This is a genomic window from Arthrobacter sp. Helios, assembly GCF_023167125.1.
In the GTDB taxonomy this organism is placed as follows: domain Bacteria; phylum Actinomycetota; class Actinomycetes; order Actinomycetales; family Micrococcaceae; genus Arthrobacter_B; species Arthrobacter_B luteolus.
The window spans coordinates 850,732-874,177 of the sequence record NZ_CP095402.1 but is presented as its reverse complement, the minus strand read 5'-3'; the positions used below and the strand labels follow the sequence as shown (position 1 = coordinate 874,177).

The window sequence follows — 23,446 nt, the reverse complement described above, 5'->3', positions numbered from 1 at the left end:
GGGTCCTCGATCAGCTGCTGTAGGCGGAGTTTTCGTGGACGTAGTCCGTGGTCAGGTCATTAGTCCAGATGGTCGCGGTTTCGCTGCCGGCGCCGAGATCGATTTCCACGCTCACGGCCCGGCCGCTGAGGTCCACGTCTTCGCGCGGGTCGCCGATGCCGCCGTTGCGGCAGACCTGGACTCCGTTAATGGAGACGTTGATCTGCTCCGGTTCAAAGGCAGCGTCCGTGGTGCCCACGGCGGACAGGACCCGGCCCCAGTTCGGGTCGTTGCCGAAGATGGCGGTCTTGAAGAGGTTGGAGCGGGCGACGGCGCGGCTTGCCGTTTCGGCGTCGGCAACCGTGGCGGCGTTGAGGGTGGTGATGGCGATATCGTGGCTGGCGCCCTCGGCGTCGGTGATCAGCTGCTGGGCCAGGGAATGGCATACCTCGGTCAGGCCGCGGGTGAACTCATCGGTGTCCGGGATGGTGCCGGAGGCTCCGGAGGCCATCAGCACCACGGTGTCATTGGTGGACATGCAGCCGTCGGAGTCGGTCCGGTCGAAGGTGACCGTGGTGGCGGCGCGCAGGGCCGCATCCAGGCTGGCGGCGTCGAGCAGTGCGTCGGTGGTCAGGACAACCAGCATGGTGGCCAGCCCGGGCGCGAGCATGCCGGCGCCCTTGGCCATACCGCCGATCCGGTAGCCGGTGCCGGCGAAACCTGCCTGCTTGGACACGGAGTCCGTGGTCATGATGGCCTCGGCGGCCAGCGCCCCGCCGTCGCTGGTCAGGGCCTCGGCTGCCGCCTCAGCGCCGGGCAGCAGCTTGTCCATCGGAAGCTGTTCGCCGATCAGGCCGGTCGAGCAGACCAGCACGTCGCCGGCGGAGACGCCCAGCAGTTCGGCGACCTTTTCCGCGGTGGCGTGGGTGTTCTGGAAGCCCTGCGGTCCGGTGCAGGCGTTGGCTCCGCCGGAGTTCAGGAACACGGCGTCGGCCCGTCCGTCGGAAATGACCTGGCGGGACCAGTGCACCGGAGCAGCTGCCACCCGGTTGGTGGTAAACACGGCGGCAGCTGCCTTGGCGGGGCCGTCGTTGACCACCAAGGCAACGTCGCGGCCGCCGGATGCCTTCAGCCCGGCGGTGATGCCTGCGGCCCGGAAGCCTGCGGGCGCGGTGATGCCGGCTGCCGGTGTGGTGACTCTGGAGGGGTTGGTTTCGGTGCTCATTACGGTGCTACTCCCTGCAGGGTGAGGCCGGCGTCCTCTTCGAGGCCGAGGGCGATGTTCATGGACTGGACGGCGCCGCCGGCGGTGCCCTTGGTGAGGTTGTCGATCACGGCGGAGACAATAACGCGGCCCGCATGCGGATCGAAGGCGAGCTGCAGTGCGGCGTAGTTGGACCCCACCACCATCTTGGTGGCCGGCCACTGGCCCTCGGGCAGCACCCGGACGAACGGTTCATTGGCGTAGGCGGTTTCCCAGGCCGAGCGCAGGGCGGCGGCGTCGACGCCGGGGCGGACCTTCGCCGTCGCGGTGGTGAGGATGCCGCGGGCCATGGGTGCCAGCGTCGGGGTGAAGGAAATGGAGACCTGCTCGCCCGCTGCGGCGGAGAGGCCCTGCTCGATTTCGGGGGTGTGCCGGTGTCCGCCGCCGACACCGTAGGGGCTCATGCCGCCCATGACTTCGGAGCCGAGCAGGTGCGGCTTAGCTGCTTTGCCCGCACCGGAGGTGCCGGACGCGGCCACGATCACGACGTCGTCGGGCTCCAACAGACCGGCGGCGAAGCCGGGGGTCAGGGCCAGCAGCGAAGACGTCGGGTAACAGCCGGGGACGGCGATCCGCTTGGCGCCGCGGAGGATTTCGCGGTGGCCGGGCAGTTCCGGAAGGCCGTAGGGCCAGCTGCCGGCGTGCGGGGAGCCGTAGAACTTTTCCCAGGCGGCGGGATCGGTGAGCCTGTGGTCGGCACCGGCGTCGATCACCAGGGTGTCCGCGCTCAGCTGGGCGGCAATCTCGGCACTGGCACCGTGCGGGAGCGCCAGGAAGACGACGTCGTGCCCGGCCAGGTTCTCCACCGTGGTGTCCACGAGGATGCGGTCAGCCAGGGCGTGCAGGTGCGGCTGCAGTTCGCCGAGCCGGGAACCGGCATTGCTGTGGGCGGTGATGGCGCCAATTTCGACGCCGGGGTGGCCGGCGAGCAGGCGCAGGACCTCTCCCCCGGCGTAGCCACTGGCTCCTGATACGGCAACGGAAATCGTCATGTTCACCACACTACAACAACTTTATGCAAGACCCTTCATATTTATGCATTGTGACCGGAATGGGCTTTTTCCACCGTGCCCGGCCGGGCCGGGGCCTACGATGGTTCCCAATTGATGCCAGGCAGGCGCACCCCCGAACGGAAGAGGCAAACCATGCACAAAGCCATTGTCGTCCCCCAGGCCGGCGGTCCCGGCGTCCTGCGCTATGAAGATGTGGACCTGCCGGTTCCCGGCCCGAACGAGCTGCTCGTCAAGGTGGCCGCCGCCGGGGTGAACTTCATCGACACCTACCAGCGCAGCGGGGTCTACAAGATGCACTACCCCTTCATCCCGGGTTCGGAGGCTGCCGGAACGGTGGTGTCCGCGGGCCTGGAAGTGGCTGCGTTCCGCGAAGGGGACCACGTGGCCACCGCCGAGGGCGGCGGTGCCTACTCCGAGTACATGCTGCTGGACGCGGACAAGGCCCTGCCGGTGCCGCGCGGCGTGGATATCAAGGTGGCGGCCGCTCTGCCGCTGCAGGGGATTACAGCCCACTACCTGTGTAATTCGACCTACCCCGTGCAGTCCGGGGAAACGGTCCTCACCCATGCCGGGGCCGGCGGCGTCGGCCTGCTGCTGATCCAGCTGCTGAAGGCCAAGGGCGCCACGGTGATCACCACGGTGTCCAGCGATGAGAAGGAAGAGCTGGCGCGCGGCGCCGGCGCCGACCACGTGCTGCGCTACGACGGCTTCGCGGACCGGGTGCGCGAACTCACCGACGGGCGCGGCGTGGACGTGGTGTTCGACGGCGTGGGTAAGGCAACGTTCGACGGCTCCCTGGCCAGCCTGCGTCCGCGCGGAATGATGGTGCTGTTCGGCGGCGCGTCGGGCCAGGTGCCTCCGTTCGACATCCAGCGGCTGAACGCCCTGGGCTCGCTGTACCTGACCCGGCCGACCATCAGGGATTACCTGCTCAGCGCCGAAGAGCGCCAGTGGCGTGCGCGGGAGCTGTTCGAAATGGTAGAGGCGGGAACCCTGGATGTGCGGATCGGGGCGACCTATCCCCTGGCGGAAGCCGCTCAGGCGCAGGCGGATCTGGAGGGCCGGAAGACCACGGGCAAGGTGCTGCTGGTTCCGTAGGGGTTGCAGGCAGCAGCCTTCCTGGTTTGACTCCGCTTTGTGACAATCGCTCCGGTTCGCGGCGGAGCGATTGTCACAAAGCGGAGCGATTCCGGGACACGGTTGGTTAGCCCTCGGTTAGCTGCTCGTAGGCATGGGCATAAGCACCTCGTCGCTGGTGGAGAGCCGGAAAACGGATCAGACGGATCCTGTCGACAACGTTTCCTGAGGGAAGGTGGCAGCACATGCAGACGGACCCGGCTCGAGATGCCCTGGCAGAACGCATCCGGCAGAACCTTGCCTCGCACCCGGACATCCGGGAGAAAAACATGTTCGGCGGAGTGGCCTTTATGGTGGACGGCCAGCTGGCCGTCTCGGCGGGCCGCGGCGGAGACCTGCTGGTGCGGGTGGACCCGTCAGAATACCGGGACCTGCTCACCGCCGGCGGACAGCCAGCCTTCATGGGTACGGGCAGGCCGATGGGCGAAGGATGGATGAACGTCCCCCTGGACATCATCGCGGACGATGAGGCCCTGGACTGGTGGATCGCCGTCGGCCGCACGTCCAGGGACAGTTAGGCCGGATCCGCGGGCTGGGCCAGTTCCTGCCTTAGGTCGGTGTCCCGCGTATGCAGGACCACCCGCATGCCAAGCGCCCTGGCTGCTTCGATATTCGCAGAATTGTCGTCAATGAAGACTACGTCTTCCGCCGCAGCTCCGAGGCCGTTCAGGACATGCCGGTAGATCTGCGGGTCCGGTTTGACCATGCGCAGCCTGCCGCTGAAATAGCGGGCGGCGAAGAACGCCGGCCAGGAAGCATCCGACTCGTACCGGTAAGACATCTCCGCGGGCATGTTTGAAAGCAGCGCCAGCTGCGCGCCCTCCTCTGCCAGGAACTCCAGGACTTCCAGCGTTCGGGGATTGAGCCGGGACCACTGCCGCGCGTCCAGCTCTTCGAGCCGGGCCAGCTCATCCCCGCGGACCCGACGGCCGAGCACCGAAGCCCAGTACTCCGCCGGACCCAGCGAGCCGCCGTCGTACTCCAGCCGGGTGGCCCAATAGGAACTCGACGCGGGCTGCAGATCCATTCCGGTGGCCTCCCGGAGCGCGTCCCAGTCCGCCGGCAGCGGCGCGGCAGAAATGACCATGCCGTAGTCGAAGAGATACCAGGTGCCGGGGCGGGAATGAGTACTCACCCGCTACAAGCTAGCAAAACGCGCAAGGCCCCGCCGGAAAGTCCGGTGGGGCCTTGCGGCTTGTCAACGAACGAACCTACCGCTGCACGGCGCCAAACCGCTCGGCAGCCAGCGCAACGGCGGCGGCACGGGACTCGGAGGCCTCGTCAGCGGTCAGCGTGCGGTCGGCGGCACGGAAGCGCAGGGCGAAGGCGAGGGATTTGTGCCCCTCGTCGATGCCCTTGCCCGCGTACACATCAAACAGCGCGATGTCTTCCAGCAGTTCCCCGGCGCCTTCGCGCAGGGTTTCCAGGACGGTTTCGGCCGGGATCTCCTCGGCCACCACCAGGGCCACGTCCTGTGTGGTCGCCGGGTACGCCGAGATTTCCCGGGCAACGATCACGTCCGGTGCGGCATCGAACAGCGCGTCGGCGTTGATCTCCAGTGCCACCGTGCGGGCCGGCATGTCCCGGGCGGCGAGCAGCTTCGGATGCAGTTCACCGGCGTAACCCACGGCTTCTCCGCTGCGCAGCGAGATCTTCGCGGTGCGTCCCGGGTGGAAGGCCTGGTGTTCGCCCTGGCTGATCACGAGTTCAACGCCCAGCACGTCACCCATGAGGCGGGCGGTGTCGACGGCGTCGGCCCAGTCCCACGTGCGCGGGGTATGGCCGGCGCCGGCCGGCGATTCGTGGCCGGTGAAGAGCGCGCCGATGTGCAGCGGCTGATCCGGAATCCCGTTGTACAGCGCATCCAGGACCTCTTCTGAGGGTTTGATGCCCAGCGGCGGAATCGACTCGGTGCCGGTCTGTTCGCCGGGCAGGAAAACCGCCGCGGACTCGAACAGTGCCAGGTCCCGGAAGCCGCGTGAGAGGTTGCGCTTGGCGACGTCGAACAGGCCCGGCAGCACCGAGGTGCGCAGGTAGCCGAACTCGGCGCTGAGCGGGTTCGCCAGCTTCAGGGCCGGACGCTGCTCACCGGCAACCGGCGTGCCGAAGGTGTTGTTGTCCTCTTCCGTCACGAACGGGTAGGACAGCACTTCGGTGAGACCGGAGGCCGCCAGTGACTGCAGCAGGCGGCGGCGCTGCTGCTGGATGCGGGTCAGGCCGCGTCCGGGCGGCGCCACCGGCAGCGTGGACGGAATCTGGTCGTAGCCCACCAGCCGGATGATTTCCTCGGTGAGGTCTTCCCGGGTTTCCAGGTCCGGCCGCCAGCTCGGGGGCGAAACCCGGTAACCGCCGTCGGCCTTCTCCACGTCCGCGCCCAGGTCGGCCAGGGTGCCGGTGATCTGCTCTTCGGTGAAGTCATAGCCGATCAGCTGCGCCGGGAAACCGGCGGGCAGGAAAATACTCCGCGGTTCGGGCGCGGTTCCGGCGTCGGTGATGGATTCGTCGGCAGTGCCGCCGGCCAGTTCCACCAGCAGGTCGACGGCGCGCTGCGCGGCGACGTCGGCAACGTACCAGTCCACGCCGCGCTCGAAGCGCTTGGACGCTTCGGAGGGCAGCTTATGCCGGCGCCGCGAACGGCCGATGCTGACGTCGTCGAAGTGCGCGGCCTCGACCAGGACGTTCCGAGTGGTGTCAGAGGCCTCGGTGCTGGCCCCGCCCATCACGCCGGCGATGCCGATGGCACCGGATTCGTCGGTGATCAGCAGGTCCTCGGGATCGAGGGTGCGGACCTTGTCATCCAGGGTCTTGATGGTCTCGCCCGGGGCGGCACGGCGGACCGTGATCTCGCCGGTGAGCTTGTCCAGGTCGTAGAAGTGGAGCGGCTGGCCCAGTTCGAGCATCACGTAGTTGGAGATGTCCACGATCAGCGAGATGGACCGCATGCCGGCCAGGCGCAGCCGCGCAGCCATCCACGGCGGCGTTGGGCGGGTGGGATCGACGCCGCGGACGGTGCGGGCGACAAATCGGTCGCAGCCGGGCTTGCCGTAGATCGGAGCTTCGTCGGCCAGGCGCACCGGGTATCCGGCGCCGTCGGCTTCCGGAACCTCCACCGTGGCGGCGGGGTCGGTGAACTTGGTGCCCGTGGCGTGCGCGTATTCGCGGGCAGCACCCCGGATCGAGAAGACGTAGCCGCGGTCCGGGGTGACGTTGATTTCGGCTGCCTGGTCGTAGAGACCGAGCAGTTCCATCGCGTCGGTGCCGATTTCGGGATCAAGGCCCAGGGTGGAGAGCACCAGGATGCCGTCGTGGTCTTCGCCGATACCCAGTTCACGCACGGAGGCGATCATGCCCGCCGAGACGTGGCCGTAGGTCTTGCGCGGGCTGATGCGGAAGTCCCCGGGCAGCACGGCGCCGGGCAGGGTGACAACCACCTTGTCCCCGACCTCGAAGTTGTGCGCACCGCAGACGATGCCCTGGATCCCGGACGGATCGATCCCGTCGCCGGTCAGCGTCTGCTCGGCACCTTCGGGCACCACGCGGACGGTGCACCAGTTGATGGTTTTGCCGTTCTTCTGCGGCTCCGGCTCCTTGGAGAGCACCTGGCCAACAACGATCGGGCCCTGCAGCTCGTCGGTGGGACGGTGGACGTCCTCCTCCTCGAGGCCAACCTTCACCAGTTCTGCCATAACGTCTTCGGCGGTTGCGTCCGCCGGAACCTGGGCATACTCGCGCAGCCAGGAAAGTGGGATTCTCACTTAGATCTCCATCCCGAAGTGTTCGCTGAAACGTACGTCGCCTTCAATCATGTCCCGCATATCCGTAACCTCGTTGCGGAACATCAGGGCACGCTCGATGCCCATGCCAAAGGCAAAACCTGAATAGACCTCGGGGTCGATGCCCGCTGCGCGCAGCACGTTGGGGTTGACCATGCCGCAGCCGCCCCACTCGATCCAGCGCGGGCCGCCCTTGGCGCCGGGGTGCCAGATGTCCAGCTCAGCGCTGGGCTCGGTGAAGGGGAAGAAGTTCGGGCGCAGGCGGACCTTCGCCTCGTCGCCGAAGAGCACCTGGGTGAAGTGCTCCAAGGTGCCGACCAGGTCTGCCATGGTCAGGCCCTTGTCGATGGCCAGGCCTTCGAACTGGTGGAACACGGGGGTGTGCGTCGCGTCGAGCTCATCGGTGCGGAACACCTTGCCCGGGCAGAGCACGTAGATCGGCAGGTCGCGTTCGAGCATGGAGCGGACCTGCACCGGTGAGGTGTGAGTGCGCATGAGCAGGTGCGCTTCCGGCGGCTCCACGAAGAAGGTGTCCTGCATTTCGCGGGCCGGGTGGTCCGGCTTGAAGTTCAGGGCATCGAAGTTGAACCACTCGGATTCAACCTCGGGGCCTTCGGCGATTTCCCAGCCCATGCCCACGAAAATGTCGCTGACGCGGTCCTGCAGGGTGGAAAGCGGGTGGCGCCCGCCGATGCGGCGGCGGCGCGGGGCGGCAGTGACGTCCACGGCTTCCTCGACGAGGATCCGGGCATCCCGCTCGGCCTCCAACTCGACGGTACGGGCGGCGAGCGCCTGGTTGATCCGTCCCCGGGCCGGGCCGACGACCTTGCCTGCCGCGGCCTTCTGCTCCTTGGGGAGTCCGCCGATCTGCCGGTTGGCCAGGGCCAGCGGCGACTTCTCACCGGTGACAGCGATGCGGACGTCCTTGAGGGCGTCCAGGTCGGCGGCGGAGCTGATGGCTGCGAGCGCTGCGTCGACGGCGGCCGCGACCGCCGGCTCGTCCAGCGGGTTGGGTGCCGCGGTGTCTGGGGAGTCCATCCCCGGTATGGAATTCGACATGTACCGTTCTTACCTGTTTCCGGCCGTGTTGATGGCTGTTCGATGGCTGTTCAGTGGCTGTTCAAGGAACGCTGGTCCGCAGGCGGGAAGTGAAAAAGCCTGCGGCTACCAGTCTAACCAACGAACACCTGGCCGCCGGGCAGTGTGAAGGCGCTCAGCCCGCCCTACCATTGGCCCATGACTTTGGCGCAGGACTCCAGCACCGGCACGGGCACAGGCAGAGCGACCGGCGGCCACCGGCTGCGCCGCGCGCTGAATCTGGTTAACGGAACGACGGCGGCGGGGATCATCGTGGCGCGGATTGGCGGAGTGCGGCCGCGGCGCGGCCCGGATGGGGTCCTGCTCGCCGGTGGCTGGAAACACCGGCTCCCGCATGCCGCCGCTTTCACCCTGGGCAACGTGGTTATCTACCGGCCGCGGGTTTCCGCTGCATTCGACCCTTCCCCGGCAGGGGCTGCCTCTCCCCTGCTGCGGCACGAGGCCCGGCACTGCACCCAATACGCCCTGCTGGGCCTGGCCTTCCTGCCGCTGTACTTCGCCGCCGCGGGCATTTCCGTGCTGCGCTCCGGCGATCCGGCGTCGTCGAACCTCTTTGAAATCCTGGCCGGGCTCGACGACGGCGGCTACCGGCGCCCCGGCGCGGCGCCCGGCGTTCCCAGCCGTTCCTCCGATCCCGGCTCATGAACTCCCATGGGCGCGGGAGCACGGCACCGCACCACTGACAGTTATTCGAACATATGTTCTAATGGTTGGATGAGGTGGCAGCAGCAGGAACCCAAGGCCGCACCCGCAGCAGATGCGCTGCTTCCCCTGCAGGGGCTGGTCAGATCAGTTCAGACCCCGGCCTTCGCCGGCGTGACCTTCCACGAAGTCCTGGCGAAATCCGTACTGAACAAGGTACCCAAGTCCTCCTCCATGCCCTTTGGGTGGACCGTGAATCCGTACCGCGGCTGCAGCCATGCCTGTGTGTACTGCTTTGCCCGTAAAACTCACAGTTATCTGGACCTGGATTCCGGGGCCGATTTCGACAGCCAGCTGGTCGTGAAGACCAACACCGGCGAGGTGCTGCGCCGGGAGCTGGCCAGGCCGTCCTGGAACCGCGAGCACGTGGCAATGGGCACCAACACCGATCCCTACCAGCGTGCCGAGGGGCGCTACAAGCTCATGCCCGGGATCATCCGTGCCCTGGCGGACAGCGGCACACCGTTCTCCATCCTCACCAAGGGCACCCTGCTGGCACGGGACCTTCCCCTCTTGACCGAAGCCGCGGCGCAGATTCCGATCAGCATGGGCATCTCGCTGGCCCTGCTGGACCCGGACCTTGCCTCCCGTGTAGAGCCGGGAACACCGTCGCCCAGGGCCCGCCTGGAACTGATCAGCCGGATCCGGGACGCCGGCATGGAGTGCAACGTGATGGCCATGCCCATCCTCCCGTGGCTGACCGACGGCGACGAGTCTTTGGACGCGCTCTTCTCCGCCCTGGCCGCCGCTGGAGCATCCTCAGTGACAGCCGGCGCGCTGCACCTCCGCCCCGGCGCGCGGGAGTGGTACCGGCAATGGCTGGCCCGGGACTATCCGCAGCTGGGCGCAAAGTACGATGCGCTCTACGCCGGCGGTTCCTATGCCTCCAAGGAGTACCGCACCTGGCTCGCCGGACGCATCCGGTTTTTCAAAGCCCGTCATGGATTCGACGGCGCCAACCGGTTCCTCGCCACCCGGGCCGCTGGGCAGGGGCCCGGGCATCCGCCCGCAGTTCCGGCGCCGCTGCCTGCTCGGTCCGGGCTGCCGCCCGTTCCGGCTACAGCCGGCACCTTGTTCTAAACCCGTTCACGCAGCCCGTTGACCGCTCGGCTTGGGACTGGCTCAGCCCCTGAGGGCAGGATTCCGCACACCGGCGGCCTGCAGCATGGCCGAGACAATTGGCAGATCCGCGGGAATCCAGGGCAGCTGCGCGAGGTCGGGCGAGTCGAGCCGGACCCAGCGCAGTTCGTCGTGATCCTCAAGCGGCTGCGGCTCGCCGGCACTGAGCTGGACCAGCCAGACGCGCATGGCGGCGGCCTGGTTCAGCGGCCAGCCCTGCGCCAGGGGCCCGGCAATCTCGGCGCCCAGGGACACCTCAACTCCCAGCTCTTCGGCCAGTTCGCGGTGCAGTGCGGCTTCACACGTTTCGTTGGGCTCCACCTTTCCGCCGGGAAACTCCCACATTCCGGCATACTGCTCGGGTGCTGACCGCCGGGCGGCCAGAAGGCTGCGTGGACTGCGAAGGTCGTCAACGATCGCGGCGCCGACCACCTGCTTCAACTCTGGATTCAACACAGCTCGAGTCTACGGTCCCCGCTGCACTACACTGGACGGCGATGGTTTAAAGCCGTCCCCGGCCCGGTTTCTCGCAGCAGAGTTGTCGCTGCGGGTTTTCCGTTGGTTTTTCCGGCGCGGAATACCGGCAGCCTCTCTCCCCATGCAGCTTGGCCATCCATGCGCGTCCGTGTCTCCACGGCTCCGCGGCTCACCGCTGATCCGAAAGCACCACACCCCATGCCTTCACCGAGCACCCCGGCTTCCAAAACCCGTCATGCCGGCCTGGCCATCACTGCCCTGGCCGCCGGCGGCTTCGCCATTGGCACCACGGAGTTCGCCATCATGGGCCTGCTGCAGGAAATGGTGACCGACCTTGGTATCTCCGTTCCTGCGGGCGGGCACGTCATTTCCGCCTACGCCCTCGGCGTTGTGGTCGGGGCTCCGCTGCTGGCGGCCCTCGGCGCCAAGATGCCGCGCAAGCGGCTGGCCCTGGGACTGATGGCCTTCTTTGCCGTTGCCAACCTCTCCTCATTCATCGCCCCGGACTACGGCTGGCTGCTGGTCACCCGGTTCCTCTCCGGGCTTCCGCACGGCGCCTTCTTCGGAGTGGCTGCCGTGATTGCCGCGTCCCTGGTGGCACCTACCCGGCGCGGCTGGGCCATCTCCATGGTGATGCTGGGCCTGAGCGTCGCCAATGTGATCGGTGTTCCTTTTGCGACCTGGCTGGGCCAGCAGGCAGGCTGGCGCTGGATGTTCGTGCTCGTCGGGGCGATAGCCCTGGTCAGCGTGGCCCTGGTTGCCCGGTTCGTGCCGTTCCAAGCGGCCCATCCCGATGCCAGCATCCGGCGCGAGCTCAGCGCCCTGCGCCGGATACAGGTGTGGCTGGCGCTGCTGGTCGGCACTGTTGGCTTTGGCGGCTTCTTCGCCGTTTACACCTACATCTCACCCACCATGACCGAGGTGGCAGGCCTCCCGCTCTCGGTGCTGCCGCTGATCGTGGGCCTGTACGGGGTGGGACAGGTGGTCGGCAACGTGGTCGGCGGCAGGATCGCTGACCGGTCCGTGATGGGGAGCATTTACGCGGTGCTGGCCGGCACCGCCGTGATCCTGGCGGTTTATGCCTGGGCGGTGCAGTACAAGGCCGGCGCCATCATCCTGGTTTTCCTGGTTGGTGCCGTGGGTTCCGCACTGACCCCGGCCCTGCAGACCCGTCTGCTGGACGTCTCCCCGGGAGCACCGTCACTGGCTTCCTCACTGAACCATGCGGCCCTGAACGTCGCCAATGCCCTGGGCGCCATGGTGGGCGGCCTGGTCATCGCCTGGGGCTGGGGGTTCCGGTCCCCTGCCGTCGTGGGTGCTGTCCTGGCCTTGCTGGGCCTGGGCATCGCACTGCTCAGCGGGGCGCTGGACCGCCGTCGGACGAGGCTGGGCCTGGAAGGTCCCCTTCAGCCCGCGGACGGTACAGATCCGGTTCCAGATAAATCACAGTCCTTGTAGGCATGGCGGCGGAGCGGATCCGGGCTTCTGCGGCGTTGATCGCCCGGGCAATCTGCTCTCCGGTTTCGCCCTCGCTGACGGAGATCTTCGCTGCTACGAGGAGCTCGTCCGGGCCCAGGTGCAGGGTCTTGAGGTGGATGATGCGGGTTCCGTCTTCGGTGATGGCGGACTCGATCTGCCGGACCATCGGCGCCGCGGCTGATTCTCCGAGCAGCAGCGACTTGGTTTCAAGCGCCAGGACCGCAGCGATAGCCACGAGCAGGACACCGATCATCGCTGTGCCCAGGGCGTCCCAGATGCCGTTGCCGGTGATCAGGGTCATGCCCACCCCGAAGAGCGCGAAAACCAGCCCGAGCAGGGCACCAAAATCCTCCAGCAGGATCACGGGCAGTTCCGGGGCCTTCGCGGTGCGGACAAACTGCACCCAGCCCTGGGTTCCGCGGACGTGGTTGGATTCCCGGATGGCGGTGCGGAAGGAGAACGATTCAGCGATGACCGCCCCGGCGAGGACGGCCAGGGGTACCCACCACCAGAATCCTTCGATGGGATGCGGGTCCTGCCACTTGGAGTATGCCTCGTACAGGGCGAACAAGCCGCCCACGCTGAAGAGCACGATCGAAACGATAAACGCGTAGATGTAGCGTTCCCGCCCATACCCGAACGGATGCTCGGGGCTGGCTTGGCGGCGTGCCCGTTTCCCTCCGATCAGCAGCAGGATCTGGTTTCCCGAGTCGGCTACTGAGTGGATTGCTTCCGCCAGCATCGAGGACGAACGGGTCAGGAAGAACGCCAGGAATTTGAGGGCCGCGATAACCAGGTTCGCGATCAGCGCTGCTACTACAGCCTTCGTCCCGCCGCTGGCAGCCATACAGCCTCCCTACACGCCTGAAGTCATGCTCCCCACGGGAACCCTGCCTACTTTAGCCGTTTTGGGCGCGGGCGGAGGCGTAGAGGCACACGGTTGCGGCGGTGCCGACGTTAAGGCTCTCAGCCTGTCCGTAGACGGGGACGGCAACCCGGTGGCCTGCGGCATCGAGTTCGTCCTGGGAGAGTCCCTGGGCTTCGTTGCCGAAGAGCCAGGCGGTCGGATTCTCCAGGCGGGGACCAGCTCCATCCGCGACATCAGCGTCCGGGGCCAGCCGGCGGAGCGCCGAGGCGTCCTGCAGCTTGTCCAGGTCCTGGTCGCCATACCCGTCAGCGGCGAGGATCGTGATGCCGGCGTCCTGCAGTGCACCGGCAAGTTCAGCGAACTCCACGCCGGAGACAACCGGAAGGTGGAAAAGTGAGCCGGCGGTGGACCGGACGGCCTTGGGATTATGGATGTCAACGCTGGAGGCCGTCAGGATCACAGCGTCAGCGCCAGCCGAGTCCGCGGCGCGCAGGATGGTCCCCGCATTCCCCGGATCGCGCACCTCGCACATCACGGCAAGCAGCTTCGGGCGGAGCGCCAGGACGTCGCTGAGCGCCGGGGACTCGATCCGGCAGACAGCCACGATTCCCTGCGGCGAGACGGTATCGGCCATGGCGGCCAGGACTTCGTCAGTGGCGAGCCGCAGCGGCAGTCCCTGGCTAAGTTCAGCCAGTTCCGGCAGGCGCTCCAGGCAGGCAGCAGTCGCGAAGACTTCAAGCACGACGCCGTTACGGCCTGAGCCGGCGGCGTTACGGTGCGCAACAAGGGCTTCCCGTACGGCCTGCGGTCCTTCAGCGAGGAACCGGCCGGTCTTTAAACGCGCCGGACGCCCCGCCAGCTTCGCTGCTTCCTTCACCCGATCAGCTCGGGGATTGGACATCAGCGGCGCTGGGGAGCGTCCGGCGTCAAACATGTTCAGCAGATACCGAACTTAGCCCTGGAACTTCTGGCGGGCTTCGCCGCCAGCAGGCTCCAGGCCGGCAGCCTTGGCTGCTTCCACGGAGTTGAACCAGTACTCGGCTTCAGTCTGCTCGTACCAGGTGGAACCCGGAACGTGGTACTTGCCGGTCGCGGCACCCTTGATAACAAAGCCCTCGGGAGCTTCGCCCTCGGAAGCCTTGAAACCGCCGTCTGCAACGGTGGCGGTGGCGGCCGGGGCAGCCTTCGCAGCCGGAGCAGCCTTAGCAGCCTTGGCCGGAGCCTTCTTGGCAACCGGAGCCGCGGCAGCGGCCGGCGCGGAGGTGTCGGACGGGAGGGCATCCTTGGCAACCTGAACCAGGGTGGCGAACGCGTTGGCGTCGTTCACGGCCAGCTCGGCGAGCATACGGCGGTCAACCTCGATCTCGGCAGCCTTCAGACCCTGGATCAGACGGTTGTAGGTGAGGCCGTTGGCGCGGGATGCAGCGTTGATGCGCTGGATCCAGAGGCGGCGGAAGTCACCCTTGCGCTTGCGGCGGTCACCGTAGCTGTACACGTACGAGTGCAGCAGCTGCTCTTTGGCCTTGCGGACCAGGCGCGAACGCTGTCCGCGGTAGCCCTTGGCGCGCTCGAGGATTACCCGACGCTTCTTATGGGCGTTAATCGCCCGCTTCACACGTGCCACGTGCGTACTCCTTAGAAATATGTCCCGCGCACTTCTTCACTGTGCGGTGGCCTGCAGGAGGCCACGGGAAAACTAGATGGTTGGTGGAACAGTCCTTTGGCGGACCGCCCGATGGAAGGATCGGCTACTTGCCGAGCATCTTCTTGATGACCTTCGCCTCGCCCGGGGTGACAATCTTGTCACCGGCGAGACGGCGGGTCAGGCGGGAGGACTTGTGCTCCAGGTAGTGGCGGCGGTTGGCCTGCTGGCGCTTGAGCTTGCCGGTACCGGTCAGCTTGAAGCGCTTCTTGGCGCCACTGTGGGTCTTCATCTTCGGCATGACTACCGATCTCCTTTTGATTTCCGCGGGACAAGCCCGCGGGGATATGGGCACCTGTAAAAGGTGTCAGGGTTTCCTAGGGACGCCTGGGCGTTCTAGCGGTGCTGCGCTTGGCCTACTCCGCAGTGCCAGGCTTCTTCTGGCCGGCACCCGGAGCGGGTGCCTTGCCAGCAGGCTTGGGTGCTGCGGCCGGCTTGGGCCGGGCAGCAGGCTTCGGCGCGGCCGGCTTGGCCGTCGGCTTCGGCATTGCTGTCGGCTTCGGCGCTTCCGCGGGCTTGGCTTCGGCAGGAGCCGTGCGGGCAGCAGGCTTAGCGGCCTGGGCCGGCTTTGCTGCAGCAGCCTTGGCGGCTTCCTCAGCACGGCGGGCGTCGGCTGCTGCCTTGTCCGCTGCGGCCTTCGCAGCCTGGGCTGCCTGCTCCTTCTCAGCCTTTTCCTTCTCTGCGCGGGCCTGGTCGGCCTCTGCAGCGGAGGAGCCAAGACGCAGGCCGTCCGGCAGGAGGTCTGCCAGGCTCTGCGTCATCGGGGCCTTGTCGGCACTGGTATCAACCCGTGCCGGCGCGTCCCCGTGCTTGGCGGCTTCGTTGGCTGCCTTGGACTCGGCGCGCTGGGAGGCGCGGCGGGCTTCGGCCTTGGCTTCGGCCTTGTTCTTGACCGGGCCGATCACCATCACCATGTTGCGTCCGTCGATGCGGGGGCTGGATTCAACAACACCCACCTCGGAGACATCCTCTGCGAACTTCTGCAGCAGGCGGATACCCATTTCGGGGCGCTGCTGTTCACGTCCGCGGAACTGGATCATGGCCTTGACCTTGTCACCCGCGCCGAGGAAGCGGAGGGCATGCCCGCGCTTGGTCTCGTAGTCGTGGGTGTCGATCTTCAGTCGGAAACGGATTTCCTTGAGGACCGTGTTGGTCTGGTTCTTGCGTGCCTCACGGGCCTTGACTGCGGCTTCGTACTTGTACTTGCCGAAGTCCATTAGTTTGCACACCGGCGGCTTGGCCTGCGGTGCTACCTCAACAAGATCCAGGTCGGACTCCGCTGCCAGACGCAGGGCGTCCTCGATCCGGACCACACCTACCTGTTCCCCAGCCGGTCCTACCAACCGCACCTCAGGGACACGGATCCGATCATTGATTCTTGGCTCGCTAATGTTGCAGCTCCTGTTTGATTCAAAACGGCTACCGCCTGCAAATGAAGAAGGCCTCCAATTGCAAGCGCAATCGAAGGCCTCGAGGGGTCAGCCGGCGCCGTTGAACAGCGCACTTTCCGCAGAGCATCATCCGAAGATGGTGCCCGGAAAGGGCCGACCTGAACCCGGCAACTCTGATCCGGCACTAAGCTGGATTAATCAGGTTGACGCGGGTGGGAGAGTCTCCGCTTGCATACCGGCTGTGTACTCAGGAAAGCAGCCCACTGCAGTGTTTCCACTGATTCTTCATCATGGCGGTGAGCTGCCAAAAGTAACGTCAACCGGTCGGTCTGTGACAAGCTTACCAGTATGAGTACCCCACAGAGCAATCCGGCTGGCGATTCTGCCCGCCACTCCTTCCCCGGAACTTCCGAAGAAGGCCATTCCCACGCTGAAGCACCCCAGGTTTCCTCCCAGGTGCGCGACATCGCAGAAGTTGCCGCCGTCGAGGTCATCACTACTGCTGCCGTCCACCTGATGAGTGCCGCCGCCGTAAAGTGCGGCCTGGCTGAGGGCTCCGACGCCGAGGAGCTGAAGGACCTGGACGAGGCCCGCAAGCTGATTACTGCGCTTGCCGGGTTCGTCACCGCAGCCGCACCCGAAATCGGCAGCCAGCATGCGGGTCCGTTGCGCGACGGCCTCCGGTCCCTGCAGCTTGCGTTCCGCGAGGCCTCCTTGGTGCCGGACGCGCCGGGCCAGGGCCCGGGCGAGAAGTTCACCGGTCCGGTCAACTAGTTCCCAGCAGCAAAAAGCCCGAAGAGTGCAGACTCTTCGGGCTTTTTGCTGCGCTGGATGGCTTTTGTTAGACCGTTATGCGCCGGCGGATAACCACGGCACGGGTACCCAGGGTGAGGAGCGCCATCATCGCTGCAGCGGCTCCCGCGAAGACGAAGCCGGACCACGGGCCGATGGTGTCGATTGCTGCTCCGGCCAGCGGGGCTCCGATGGCCGTTCCGGTGGTGAGCGCGGAACCGTACCAGCCCATGGCTTCGCCCCGCCGTTCCTCGGATACGAGGTCAGCGACCCGTTCCGAGGCCGCCGAAAGCACCGGAGCGCAGAGCAGGCCGCCCGGGATGGACAGCAGTGCCAGGCTGAGCGTGTCCGTGGCGAGGGACATGGGCAGGGTCAGCACAGCCATGGCCAGCAGCAGCAGCATCGGTGAGATCCGCCGGGTCATCGCACCGTAAAGCAGACCGCCCACCAGCGAGGCAGCGCACCAGACGGCAAAAACGATGCCCAGTTTGCCCGGGTCTCCGGAAGATTCGACCAGGGCAACGATCCCGACGTCGGTGCTGGCCAGCAGCAGCCCGGCGCCGGCCGCGACTACGAAGACGACGGCGACGCTGACGGTCATCCACGAGAATCCGGCCGCAATCCGGCGCAGGAGCCCCCCGGCGTTCGCTGGGTCAGCGGCGTCTGCGGCTGCTCCTGCCGCCTGGGCCAGTTCAGCGGCCGGCTCACGCACGTGTGCCGGGGCACCGGTGACGACGGCGGCGGTCGCCGCCTCCACGTCGTCCGGCGGGACAGTGCCGTCTGAAACGGAACGGGTGGGTGGGTTGAACCACATCAGGAACAGTCCGGCAGCCGCCGTCGAAATTCCCACCAGGGTCAGGCCGACCGCACTGGAGATGGAGGTGGCCAGGATGGCGCCCACGGCGGGGCCTCCCATAAACACGATTTCCGTAGCAATGGAGTCCAGGGTGAACGCCGTGCGGCGCTTCTCCCCCGTGGCCAGGACACCCAGCGACTGGCGGACCACGCTGAAGACCGGCAGGGTAAAGAGGCCACCGACCAGGGCCAGCACCAGAAGCCACTCATAGCTGACGTGCGGTGCGATGGACCAGATGACGGCCTCGGAAATGACGGACGGAATCAGCGCCTTGCGCAGCCCCACGTTGTCCACCCGGCGGCCGCGCCACGGTGCGCCGACGGCGATGCCGATAGTGACCACAGCGGCCACTGCGCCGGCTGCCGCGTAGCCCTTGTCCAGGGTGAGCACCACGTGCAGTGTCAGCAGCACACCGGCTGCAGCATGCGGAAAACGGGCAAGCATTCCAACCAGGAGCACCCGGCGGACTGGGACGATCGTCAGCAGGTCCCGGTAGAGACGAAAATTCACTGCACTTCTCTTCTGGCCCGCGGGCCTCTCAGCGCGTGATCTTCAGTTCCAGTGAATCCACGCGCTCAACAAATTCGGGGTGGGCGGCCAGGCTGCGCTGCAGGGCCGCCGCGATGGACTGTACGCCCTCCGGGTCAAGGCCTGGTGCCAGCTGGAGCGTGACCCGCAGCTCCGGCCCGGCACCTCCGCCGGAAACCAGCGTACCGCCTGCCGTCCGGGAAGAAACGCCACCCGCGGCCGAGAGCTGGATTTGCCGGACAGCCGGCTGCTGTGCGGCCGCGTCCGAGACAATTGCGGCCAGGGAATCGTCCGCATAGGACGGCACCCACTCCCGCTGCTGGGCCAGGGCCCAGGTAGCCGGACGGCGCACCACGAAAGTCACGTCGCTGCCGGGGTCGATCACCAGCAGCTGTGCCTCTTCAGCCACCGCCGAGAGGGCAGCCCGCGGAGCGTAGACCGCCACCGGCCGTGCCTGGGGATGCCAGCGGGAGAGGGAGTCCACGGAGGAAAACACCGGCAGCGCTTTCCGTCCGTCCGGGGCGGTGAGGGTCACCAGGGCCAGGTCCGCTTCCTTGTCGGCAGTCAGTCCGTGCTCTGATTCGGCTTCCTCGCCTAGCGTCGCGATGATGGCGACGTAGACCCGGGCCGCTGCCAGGGATGCAACAACCTCGGCTTCGGTTCCCGTGCCCGCGGCCAGAGCCTCAATGGCGGCGGTGTACCCGGCGTCGGGCTTCCCGTCATCCTGGTCGAAGCGGTGCAGCGGGTTGCCGTCCCCTTCCAAGCTGCGGCCGGCCCACGGCTGGCCGGCGGAGTCGGTGGCTCCCCCGGCACCAGCCAGTGCGGCGGCGATATGCCCGGGCAGTTCACGTTTGGCCATGGCTGTCAGCGTTCCGGGTGACCTGCGACGTCGAGTGCCTGGGGCAGCGTAAACGCGCCGGCGTACAGCGCCTTCCCGACGATGGTGCCTTCCAGGCCAAGCGGAACCAGTTCGCGCAGCGCTGCGAGGTCGTCAAGGCTGGAGATCCCGCCGGAGGCAACAACCGGGCGGTCGGTGCGGGAGAGCACCTCGCGGAGCAGCTCGATGTTCGGTCCGCGGAGCGTTCCGTCCTTGGTGACGTCGGTGACGACATAGCGGGGGCAGCCGGCCTCTTCGAGGCGGGCGAGGACCTCCCAGAGGTCTCCGCCTTCCTTGGTCCAGCCGCGCGCCGCGAGCGTGGTGCCGCGGACATCCAGTCCGACGGCGATGGCATCGCCGTAGCGGGCGATGGCGCTGGCTGTCCATTCCGGGTTCTCCAGGGCAGCAGTTCCCAGGTTCACGCGGCGGGCACCGAGTTCGAGGGCCTTTTCCAGGGAGGCGTCGTCGCGGATACCGCCGGAAAGCTCCACTTTGATATCCAGTGCCTTGACTACCCGCTTGAGCAGCGGAAGGTTGCTGCCCCGGCCGAAGGCTGCGTCCAGGTCCACCAGGTGCACCCACTCGGCGCCGTCGTTCTGCCACGCCATGGCCGCGTCCAGCGGGTCGCCGTAGCTGGTCTCGCTGCCGGCTTCCCCCTGGACCAGGCGGACGGCCTGGCCGTCGGCCACGTCCACTGCGGGCAGGAGTTCAAGGATGGGGGTTTCTGTGAGCGTCATGTTCTGCTTTCAGTGATTCCGGCTCAGAGGCCGTAGGTGAGTAGGTAGGCGCCTAGCAGGGACATGCCCGCCAGGACCCAGAAGCTGATGCTGATAAACCTGGGCAGGCCCTGCCTGCGGAAGGAGATGGCTCCGCCGGCCAACAGGCCGGCTACACCCATAAGAATTACGCTCCACATGGCCTACCCCAGTCCCTTGAGCCAGTTTTCGAGCAGGGCAGCGCCTGCATCGCCGGACTTTTCCGGGTGGAACTGAGTGGCGCTCAGCGGACCATTTTCCACGGCTGCGACGAACGGACCGCCGTGGTTGGCCCAGGTCACCTGGGGCGGATTCATGGCCGGCTGGGTGACGTCGAAGTCCCATTTCTGCACGCCGTAGCTATGCACAAAGTAGAACCGTTCGTCCTCTATGCCCTTGAACAGGCTCGAGCCGGCCGGTGGCTCGACGGTGTTCCAGCCCATGTGCGGCACCACCTCGGCGGCCAGGCGCTCCACAACGCCGGGCCACTCGCCCATGCCCTCGGTCCGCACGCCGTGCTCGACGCCTTCTTCGAAGAGGACCTGCAGGCCCACGCAGATCCCCAGGACCGGCCTTCCGCCGGCCACCCGGCGTCCGATCATCCGCAGAGCGTCAACATCCTTGAGTCCCTGCATCACCGCGGCAAAGGCTCCCACACCCGGCACCAGGAGCCCGTCGGCGTTCAGCACGTCCGCTGACTTGGAGCTCAGGGTTACGTCGGCGCCGACCCGTTCCAGCGCGCGGACGGCCGAGTGGATGTTGCCTGATCCGTAGTCCAGGACAGTAACGCGGCGACTACTCAAAGCGCACCCTTGGTGGACGGGATTCCCTCAACGCGGGGATCCGGCTCGACGGCGGCACGGAGTGCGCGGGCAAAGGCCTTGAACTGCGCCTCTACAATGTGGTGCGGATCCCTGCCGCCGAGAACTGTCATGTGCAGGCAGATCTGGGCGTGCAGGGTGATCGCCTCAAAGACGTGGCGGGTCAGCGACCCGGTGAAGTGCCCGCCGATCAGGTGGTATTCCTGGCCGGCCGGCTCGCCCGAGTGCACCAGGTACGGTCGGCCGGAAATGTCGACGACGGCGTTGGCCAGGGCTTCATCGAGCGGCACGGTGGCTTCTCCGAAGCGGCGGATGCCTGCCTTGTTGCCCAGTGCGGTCTTCAGCGCTTCACCGATGCTGATGGCCACGTCCTCCACGGTGTGGTGCGCGTCGATGTGGGTATCGCCGGTGGCCTTGACCGTGAGGTCAACCAGGGAGTGCTTGGCCAGTGCGGTCAGCATGTGGTCGTAGAACGGCACCGAAGTGCTGATGTCTGAACGGCCGGTGCCGTCCAGGTCCAGTTCCACGAGCACGGACGATTCGCTGGTGGTCCGCTCGAGGCGGGCGGTGCGTCCGATGGCGGTTTCCACGGTCATTGAAGGTTCCTTTGAAAGAAGGGGGTCTCTGGTACCAGTCTAGTGTTTGCAGACGGCCGGGTCCGAAGCGGGAGCGGGCTCCGGCACTAGGATGCGAGCAGCGCCCGGAGGCTGGTGAGGAACGCCGTGGTCTCGGCCTCGGTTCCCGCAGTGACCCGCAGATGCCCGGGAATGCCGACATCGCGGATCAGCACGCCCGCATCAAGCAGTCCCTGCCAGATCCGGGCGGGATCCTCAAGGCCGCCGAAGAAGACGAAGTTGGCATCCGAGGGTGCCGGCTGCAGGCCCAATGCCGTCAGTTCGGTGACGATGCGGTCGCGCTGGGCCTTGATGTCCTCGACGTTGGCCAGGAGCGCGCCGGCGTGGGCCAGGGCGGCGTTGGCGGTGGCCTGGGTGACCGCGGACAAGTGGTAGGGCAGCCGGACAAGGCGCAGGGCATCAGCAATCTCTGGGGCGGCGGCGAGGTACCCGAGACGGGCACCGGCCAGCGCAAATGCCTTGCTCATGGTCCGGGATACGATCAGCCGCTCCCTGCCCGGGAGCAGTTCCAGGGCACTCGGAGTGCCAGCGTGGGAGAACTCAGCGTAGGCCTCATCCACGATCACGACGGCGTTCGATGCGGCACCTGCTTCGTAGACGGCCTCCACGACGTCCAGTCCGAGGGCAGTTCCCGTGGGGTTGTTCGGCGTGCAGAGGAACACGATGTTCGGAGCTGCGGCCCGTACCTGTGCAGCCGCGGAGTCCGCGGTCAGGGTGAAGTCCGCCGCGCGTTCGCCGGTGAGGTAACGGGTGCCTGTTCCGCTGGAAAGCAGCGGGTACATCGAGTAGGTGGGCGGGAAGCTCATGGCAGTCCGGCCGGGCCCGCCGAAAGCCTGCAGCACCTGCTGCAGAACCTCATTGGAGCCGTTGCCGGCCCAGATGTTTTCGATACCCAGCCCGTGCCCAAGGTAGGCGGCGAGCCGTTCCCGGAGTTCGGTGAATTCCCGGTCCGGGTACCGGTTGAGCCCGGGCACTGCCTGCTGCACAGAGGCGGTGATTGCCTCCTGCACTTCCTGGGGCAGTCCATGGGTGTTTTCGTTGACGTTCAGCAGGATGGGCACTTCCAGCTGCGGCGCACCGTAGGGAGTGAGCCCCCGGAGATCGTCACGCAGGGGAAGTCGGTTGAGTTTTTCCAGCTGTTCAGTCACCTGTCCAGCTTAAGCCGCACCCTCCTCCGCACAGAATCCGCGGCTCAAGGTGACGCTGGATAAAGCTCCGGAAGGGACAGCCCCGTCGGATCCGGCCCGCCTTCTCTGCTGCCGGAACCATTGCGGGAACCATTGCAGGAGTGCTAGCCGGAAACCGGAATGTACAGCTGGGCACCGGCGGGAACCACGGCGTCCGAGAGGTTGTTCAGTTCCATGATGTCGGCGATCACTTCGCGGGGATCCCGCTCCGGTGCGTATTCGGCCGCCAGCCCCCAGAGCGAGTCTCCCGTGCTGACGCTGATCTGCTGGGTCCGGGTCACCTCGCCGGAGCCGCCTGCGGCCAGAGCCGGTGCGGTGAAGAAGCCGACGAAGGTCAGGAGCGCTGCCCCGCCGAGCATGATGGGGGCGCCCACAAGCAGGAGCCGTCCGCGGCGGGTCAGGCGGAGCGGCGCAGCGGACGCTGCCTGCCTCGGCGCCGCAGCGGCGGTGGAGGCGGAGCGGGAAGCCTGGGCGGGGCCGGAAGTCTGGGAGGTGCGGGAAGTCTGGGAGGTGCGGGCAGGGCGGGCAAAGCTCAGGGATGTGCGGGGTGCCGCAAGCTGAACTGTCATGGCAAAACCTTTCCGGTTCGAACCAGGTCCGGATACAGCCGTAACTCCACGGCTTCGAAACTGACTTCGAACAGTTGGCAACCTTGAATCGAACATGTATTCGATTCCTGCTGTTCCTTTTCTAGCATCTATCTACGAACGATGTCGAGACTCACTCGAACAAATGTTTGAAAATGACCTTCCGCTCCCCTAGCGTTAAGACAAGTGGAGAAGCCATTCCCGCGGTTCCGGCACTAAACCGGAGCCGCAGTGAATCTGAATTTTGTCTGTACTGCTCAAAATTGCTCAGGATTACTCAGACTGGCTCTGATTTGCTCTGATTTACTGATTTGCCGTTCGAAATCAGGGAACCATCCACCACTGACATTGCAGTGACCAGCACCAACCGCCCCGGCCCGGCCGGATGCTCGAAGGGAAGCCGAAG

Annotated in this window: 25 protein-coding genes; 6 read left to right on the top strand and 19 right to left on the bottom strand. The window is 66.6% G+C overall.

The features are described 5' to 3' along the window. Positions 1–10: 10 nt before the first annotated feature. Both argJ and argC read right to left on the bottom strand, forming a co-directional pair. Positions 11–1,204, bottom strand: a complete 1,194-nt coding sequence (gene argJ, locus ArtHe_RS03825; protein ID WP_248318840.1) for a bifunctional glutamate N-acetyltransferase/amino-acid acetyltransferase ArgJ — start codon at positions 1,202–1,204, stop codon at positions 11–13. Then, positions 1,204–2,235, bottom strand: a complete 1,032-nt coding sequence (gene argC, locus ArtHe_RS03820; RefSeq protein ID WP_248318839.1) for an N-acetyl-gamma-glutamyl-phosphate reductase — start codon at positions 2,233–2,235, stop codon at positions 1,204–1,206. Before argC ends, argJ begins: the two co-directional genes overlap by 1 nt. A gap of 153 nt (positions 2,236–2,388) precedes the next feature. On the opposite strand from argC, the gene ArtHe_RS03815 reads away from it, so the two are divergent. Then, positions 2,389–3,354, top strand: a complete 966-nt coding sequence (locus ArtHe_RS03815; RefSeq protein WP_248318838.1) for a quinone oxidoreductase — start codon at positions 2,389–2,391, stop codon at positions 3,352–3,354. A 224-nt stretch (positions 3,355–3,578) separates the two neighbouring features. Continuing rightward, complete coding sequence (locus ArtHe_RS03810; RefSeq protein WP_248318837.1) at positions 3,579–3,911, top strand: TfoX/Sxy family protein; 333 nt, start codon at positions 3,579–3,581, stop codon at positions 3,909–3,911. On the opposite strand, the gene ArtHe_RS03805 is transcribed toward ArtHe_RS03810, so the two are convergent. The 3 genes from ArtHe_RS03805 to pheS form a co-directional block, all read right to left on the bottom strand. Next, entirely contained in the window at positions 3,908–4,528 is a 621-nt protein-coding gene (locus ArtHe_RS03805; protein WP_248318836.1) for an HAD family phosphatase, read from the bottom strand. The genes ArtHe_RS03810 and ArtHe_RS03805 overlap by 4 nt on opposite strands. Before the next feature lie 76 nt (positions 4,529–4,604). Continuing rightward, positions 4,605–7,148 carry a phenylalanine--tRNA ligase subunit beta gene (gene pheT / locus ArtHe_RS03800; protein ID WP_248318835.1) on the bottom strand — a complete coding sequence of 848 codons (2,544 nt, stop codon included), beginning with the start codon at positions 7,146–7,148 and terminating at the stop codon, positions 4,605–4,607. Further along, positions 7,149–8,225: a phenylalanine--tRNA ligase subunit alpha gene (pheS, locus tag ArtHe_RS03795; protein WP_248318834.1), complete on the bottom strand. Its 1,077-nt coding sequence runs from the start codon at positions 8,223–8,225 to the stop codon at positions 7,149–7,151. Between the two features lie 177 nt (positions 8,226–8,402). On the opposite strand from pheS, the gene ArtHe_RS03790 reads away from it, so the two are divergent. Both ArtHe_RS03790 and ArtHe_RS03785 read left to right on the top strand, forming a co-directional pair. Further along, complete coding sequence (locus ArtHe_RS03790) at positions 8,403–8,909, top strand: hypothetical protein (protein ID WP_248318833.1); 507 nt, start codon at positions 8,403–8,405, stop codon at positions 8,907–8,909. 69 nt (positions 8,910–8,978) lie between these two features. Further along, complete coding sequence (locus ArtHe_RS03785; RefSeq protein ID WP_248318832.1) at positions 8,979–10,046, top strand: Rv2578c family radical SAM protein; 1,068 nt, start codon at positions 8,979–8,981, stop codon at positions 10,044–10,046. A 42-nt stretch (positions 10,047–10,088) separates the two neighbouring features. Here ArtHe_RS03785 and ArtHe_RS03780 read toward each other — a convergent pair whose 3' ends face one another. Next, positions 10,089–10,538: a (deoxy)nucleoside triphosphate pyrophosphohydrolase gene (locus tag ArtHe_RS03780; RefSeq protein ID WP_248319660.1), complete on the bottom strand. Its 450-nt coding sequence runs from the start codon at positions 10,536–10,538 to the stop codon at positions 10,089–10,091. Positions 10,539–10,760: 222 nt separating this feature from the next. Between ArtHe_RS03780 and ArtHe_RS03775 the strand changes: the two genes are divergently transcribed. Continuing rightward, positions 10,761–12,020 (top strand): MFS transporter, encoded by a 1,260-nt coding sequence (locus ArtHe_RS03775; RefSeq protein ID WP_248318831.1) that lies wholly within the window; start codon positions 10,761–10,763, stop codon positions 12,018–12,020. Here the strand turns inward: ArtHe_RS03775 and ArtHe_RS03770 are convergent. The 5 genes from ArtHe_RS03770 to infC form a co-directional block, all read right to left on the bottom strand. Next, complete coding sequence (locus ArtHe_RS03770) at positions 11,917–12,888, bottom strand: cation diffusion facilitator family transporter (RefSeq protein WP_066302907.1); 972 nt, start codon at positions 12,886–12,888, stop codon at positions 11,917–11,919. The genes ArtHe_RS03775 and ArtHe_RS03770 overlap by 104 nt on opposite strands. Before the next feature lie 52 nt (positions 12,889–12,940). Then, complete coding sequence (locus tag ArtHe_RS03765; protein WP_248318830.1) at positions 12,941–13,810, bottom strand: RNA methyltransferase; 870 nt, start codon at positions 13,808–13,810, stop codon at positions 12,941–12,943. Positions 13,811–13,861: 51 nt separating this feature from the next. Continuing rightward, positions 13,862–14,533 carry a 50S ribosomal protein L20 gene (gene rplT, locus ArtHe_RS03760; RefSeq protein WP_066302904.1) on the bottom strand — a complete coding sequence of 224 codons (672 nt, stop codon included), beginning with the start codon at positions 14,531–14,533 and terminating at the stop codon, positions 13,862–13,864. A 124-nt stretch (positions 14,534–14,657) separates the two neighbouring features. Further along, on the bottom strand, positions 14,658–14,852 hold the full coding sequence (gene rpmI / locus ArtHe_RS03755; protein ID WP_055240480.1) for a 50S ribosomal protein L35: 195 nt from the start codon (positions 14,850–14,852) through the stop codon (positions 14,658–14,660). Positions 14,853–14,967: 115 nt separating this feature from the next. After that, positions 14,968–15,987, bottom strand: coding sequence for a translation initiation factor IF-3 (gene infC, locus ArtHe_RS03750; RefSeq protein ID WP_255220903.1), 1,020 nt, complete (start codon positions 15,985–15,987; stop codon positions 14,968–14,970). 363 nt (positions 15,988–16,350) lie between these two features. Here infC and ArtHe_RS03745 point away from each other — a divergent pair, with 363 nt between their 5' ends. Further along, positions 16,351–16,776, top strand: coding sequence for a DUF1844 domain-containing protein (locus ArtHe_RS03745; protein WP_248318829.1), 426 nt, complete (start codon positions 16,351–16,353; stop codon positions 16,774–16,776). Between the two features lie 67 nt (positions 16,777–16,843). On the opposite strand, the gene ArtHe_RS03740 is transcribed toward ArtHe_RS03745, so the two are convergent. The 8 genes from ArtHe_RS03740 to ArtHe_RS03705 form a co-directional block, all read right to left on the bottom strand. Beyond that, positions 16,844–18,160, bottom strand: a complete 1,317-nt coding sequence (locus ArtHe_RS03740; RefSeq protein WP_248318828.1) for an MFS transporter — start codon at positions 18,158–18,160, stop codon at positions 16,844–16,846. A gap of 28 nt (positions 18,161–18,188) precedes the next feature. After that, on the bottom strand, positions 18,189–19,037 hold the full coding sequence (locus ArtHe_RS03735) for an SseB family protein (RefSeq protein ID WP_248318827.1): 849 nt from the start codon (positions 19,035–19,037) through the stop codon (positions 18,189–18,191). A gap of 5 nt (positions 19,038–19,042) precedes the next feature. After that, entirely contained in the window at positions 19,043–19,792 is a 750-nt protein-coding gene (gene priA / locus ArtHe_RS03730; protein ID WP_066302897.1) for a bifunctional 1-(5-phosphoribosyl)-5-((5-phosphoribosylamino)methylideneamino)imidazole-4-carboxamide isomerase/phosphoribosylanthranilate isomerase PriA, read from the bottom strand. A gap of 23 nt (positions 19,793–19,815) precedes the next feature. Beyond that, the gene (locus ArtHe_RS03725) at positions 19,816–19,971 is read right to left on the bottom strand and encodes a hypothetical protein (RefSeq protein ID WP_169795760.1); all 156 of its coding nucleotides are present in this window, start codon (positions 19,969–19,971) and stop codon (positions 19,816–19,818) included. Positions 19,972–19,974: 3 nt separating this feature from the next. After that, positions 19,975–20,613, bottom strand: coding sequence for an imidazole glycerol phosphate synthase subunit HisH (gene hisH, locus ArtHe_RS03720; RefSeq protein WP_248318826.1), 639 nt, complete (start codon positions 20,611–20,613; stop codon positions 19,975–19,977). Further along, on the bottom strand, positions 20,610–21,227 hold the full coding sequence (gene hisB, locus ArtHe_RS03715; protein WP_248318825.1) for an imidazoleglycerol-phosphate dehydratase HisB: 618 nt from the start codon (positions 21,225–21,227) through the stop codon (positions 20,610–20,612). The genes hisH and hisB overlap by 4 nt, the downstream gene beginning before the upstream one ends. An 86-nt stretch (positions 21,228–21,313) precedes the next feature. Beyond that, positions 21,314–22,414, bottom strand: coding sequence for a histidinol-phosphate transaminase (locus tag ArtHe_RS03710; protein WP_248318824.1), 1,101 nt, complete (start codon positions 22,412–22,414; stop codon positions 21,314–21,316). 143 nt (positions 22,415–22,557) lie between these two features. Further along, positions 22,558–23,022, bottom strand: a complete 465-nt coding sequence (locus ArtHe_RS03705) for a LysM peptidoglycan-binding domain-containing protein (protein ID WP_248318823.1) — start codon at positions 23,020–23,022, stop codon at positions 22,558–22,560. Between the last annotated feature and the right edge of the window lie 424 nt (positions 23,023–23,446).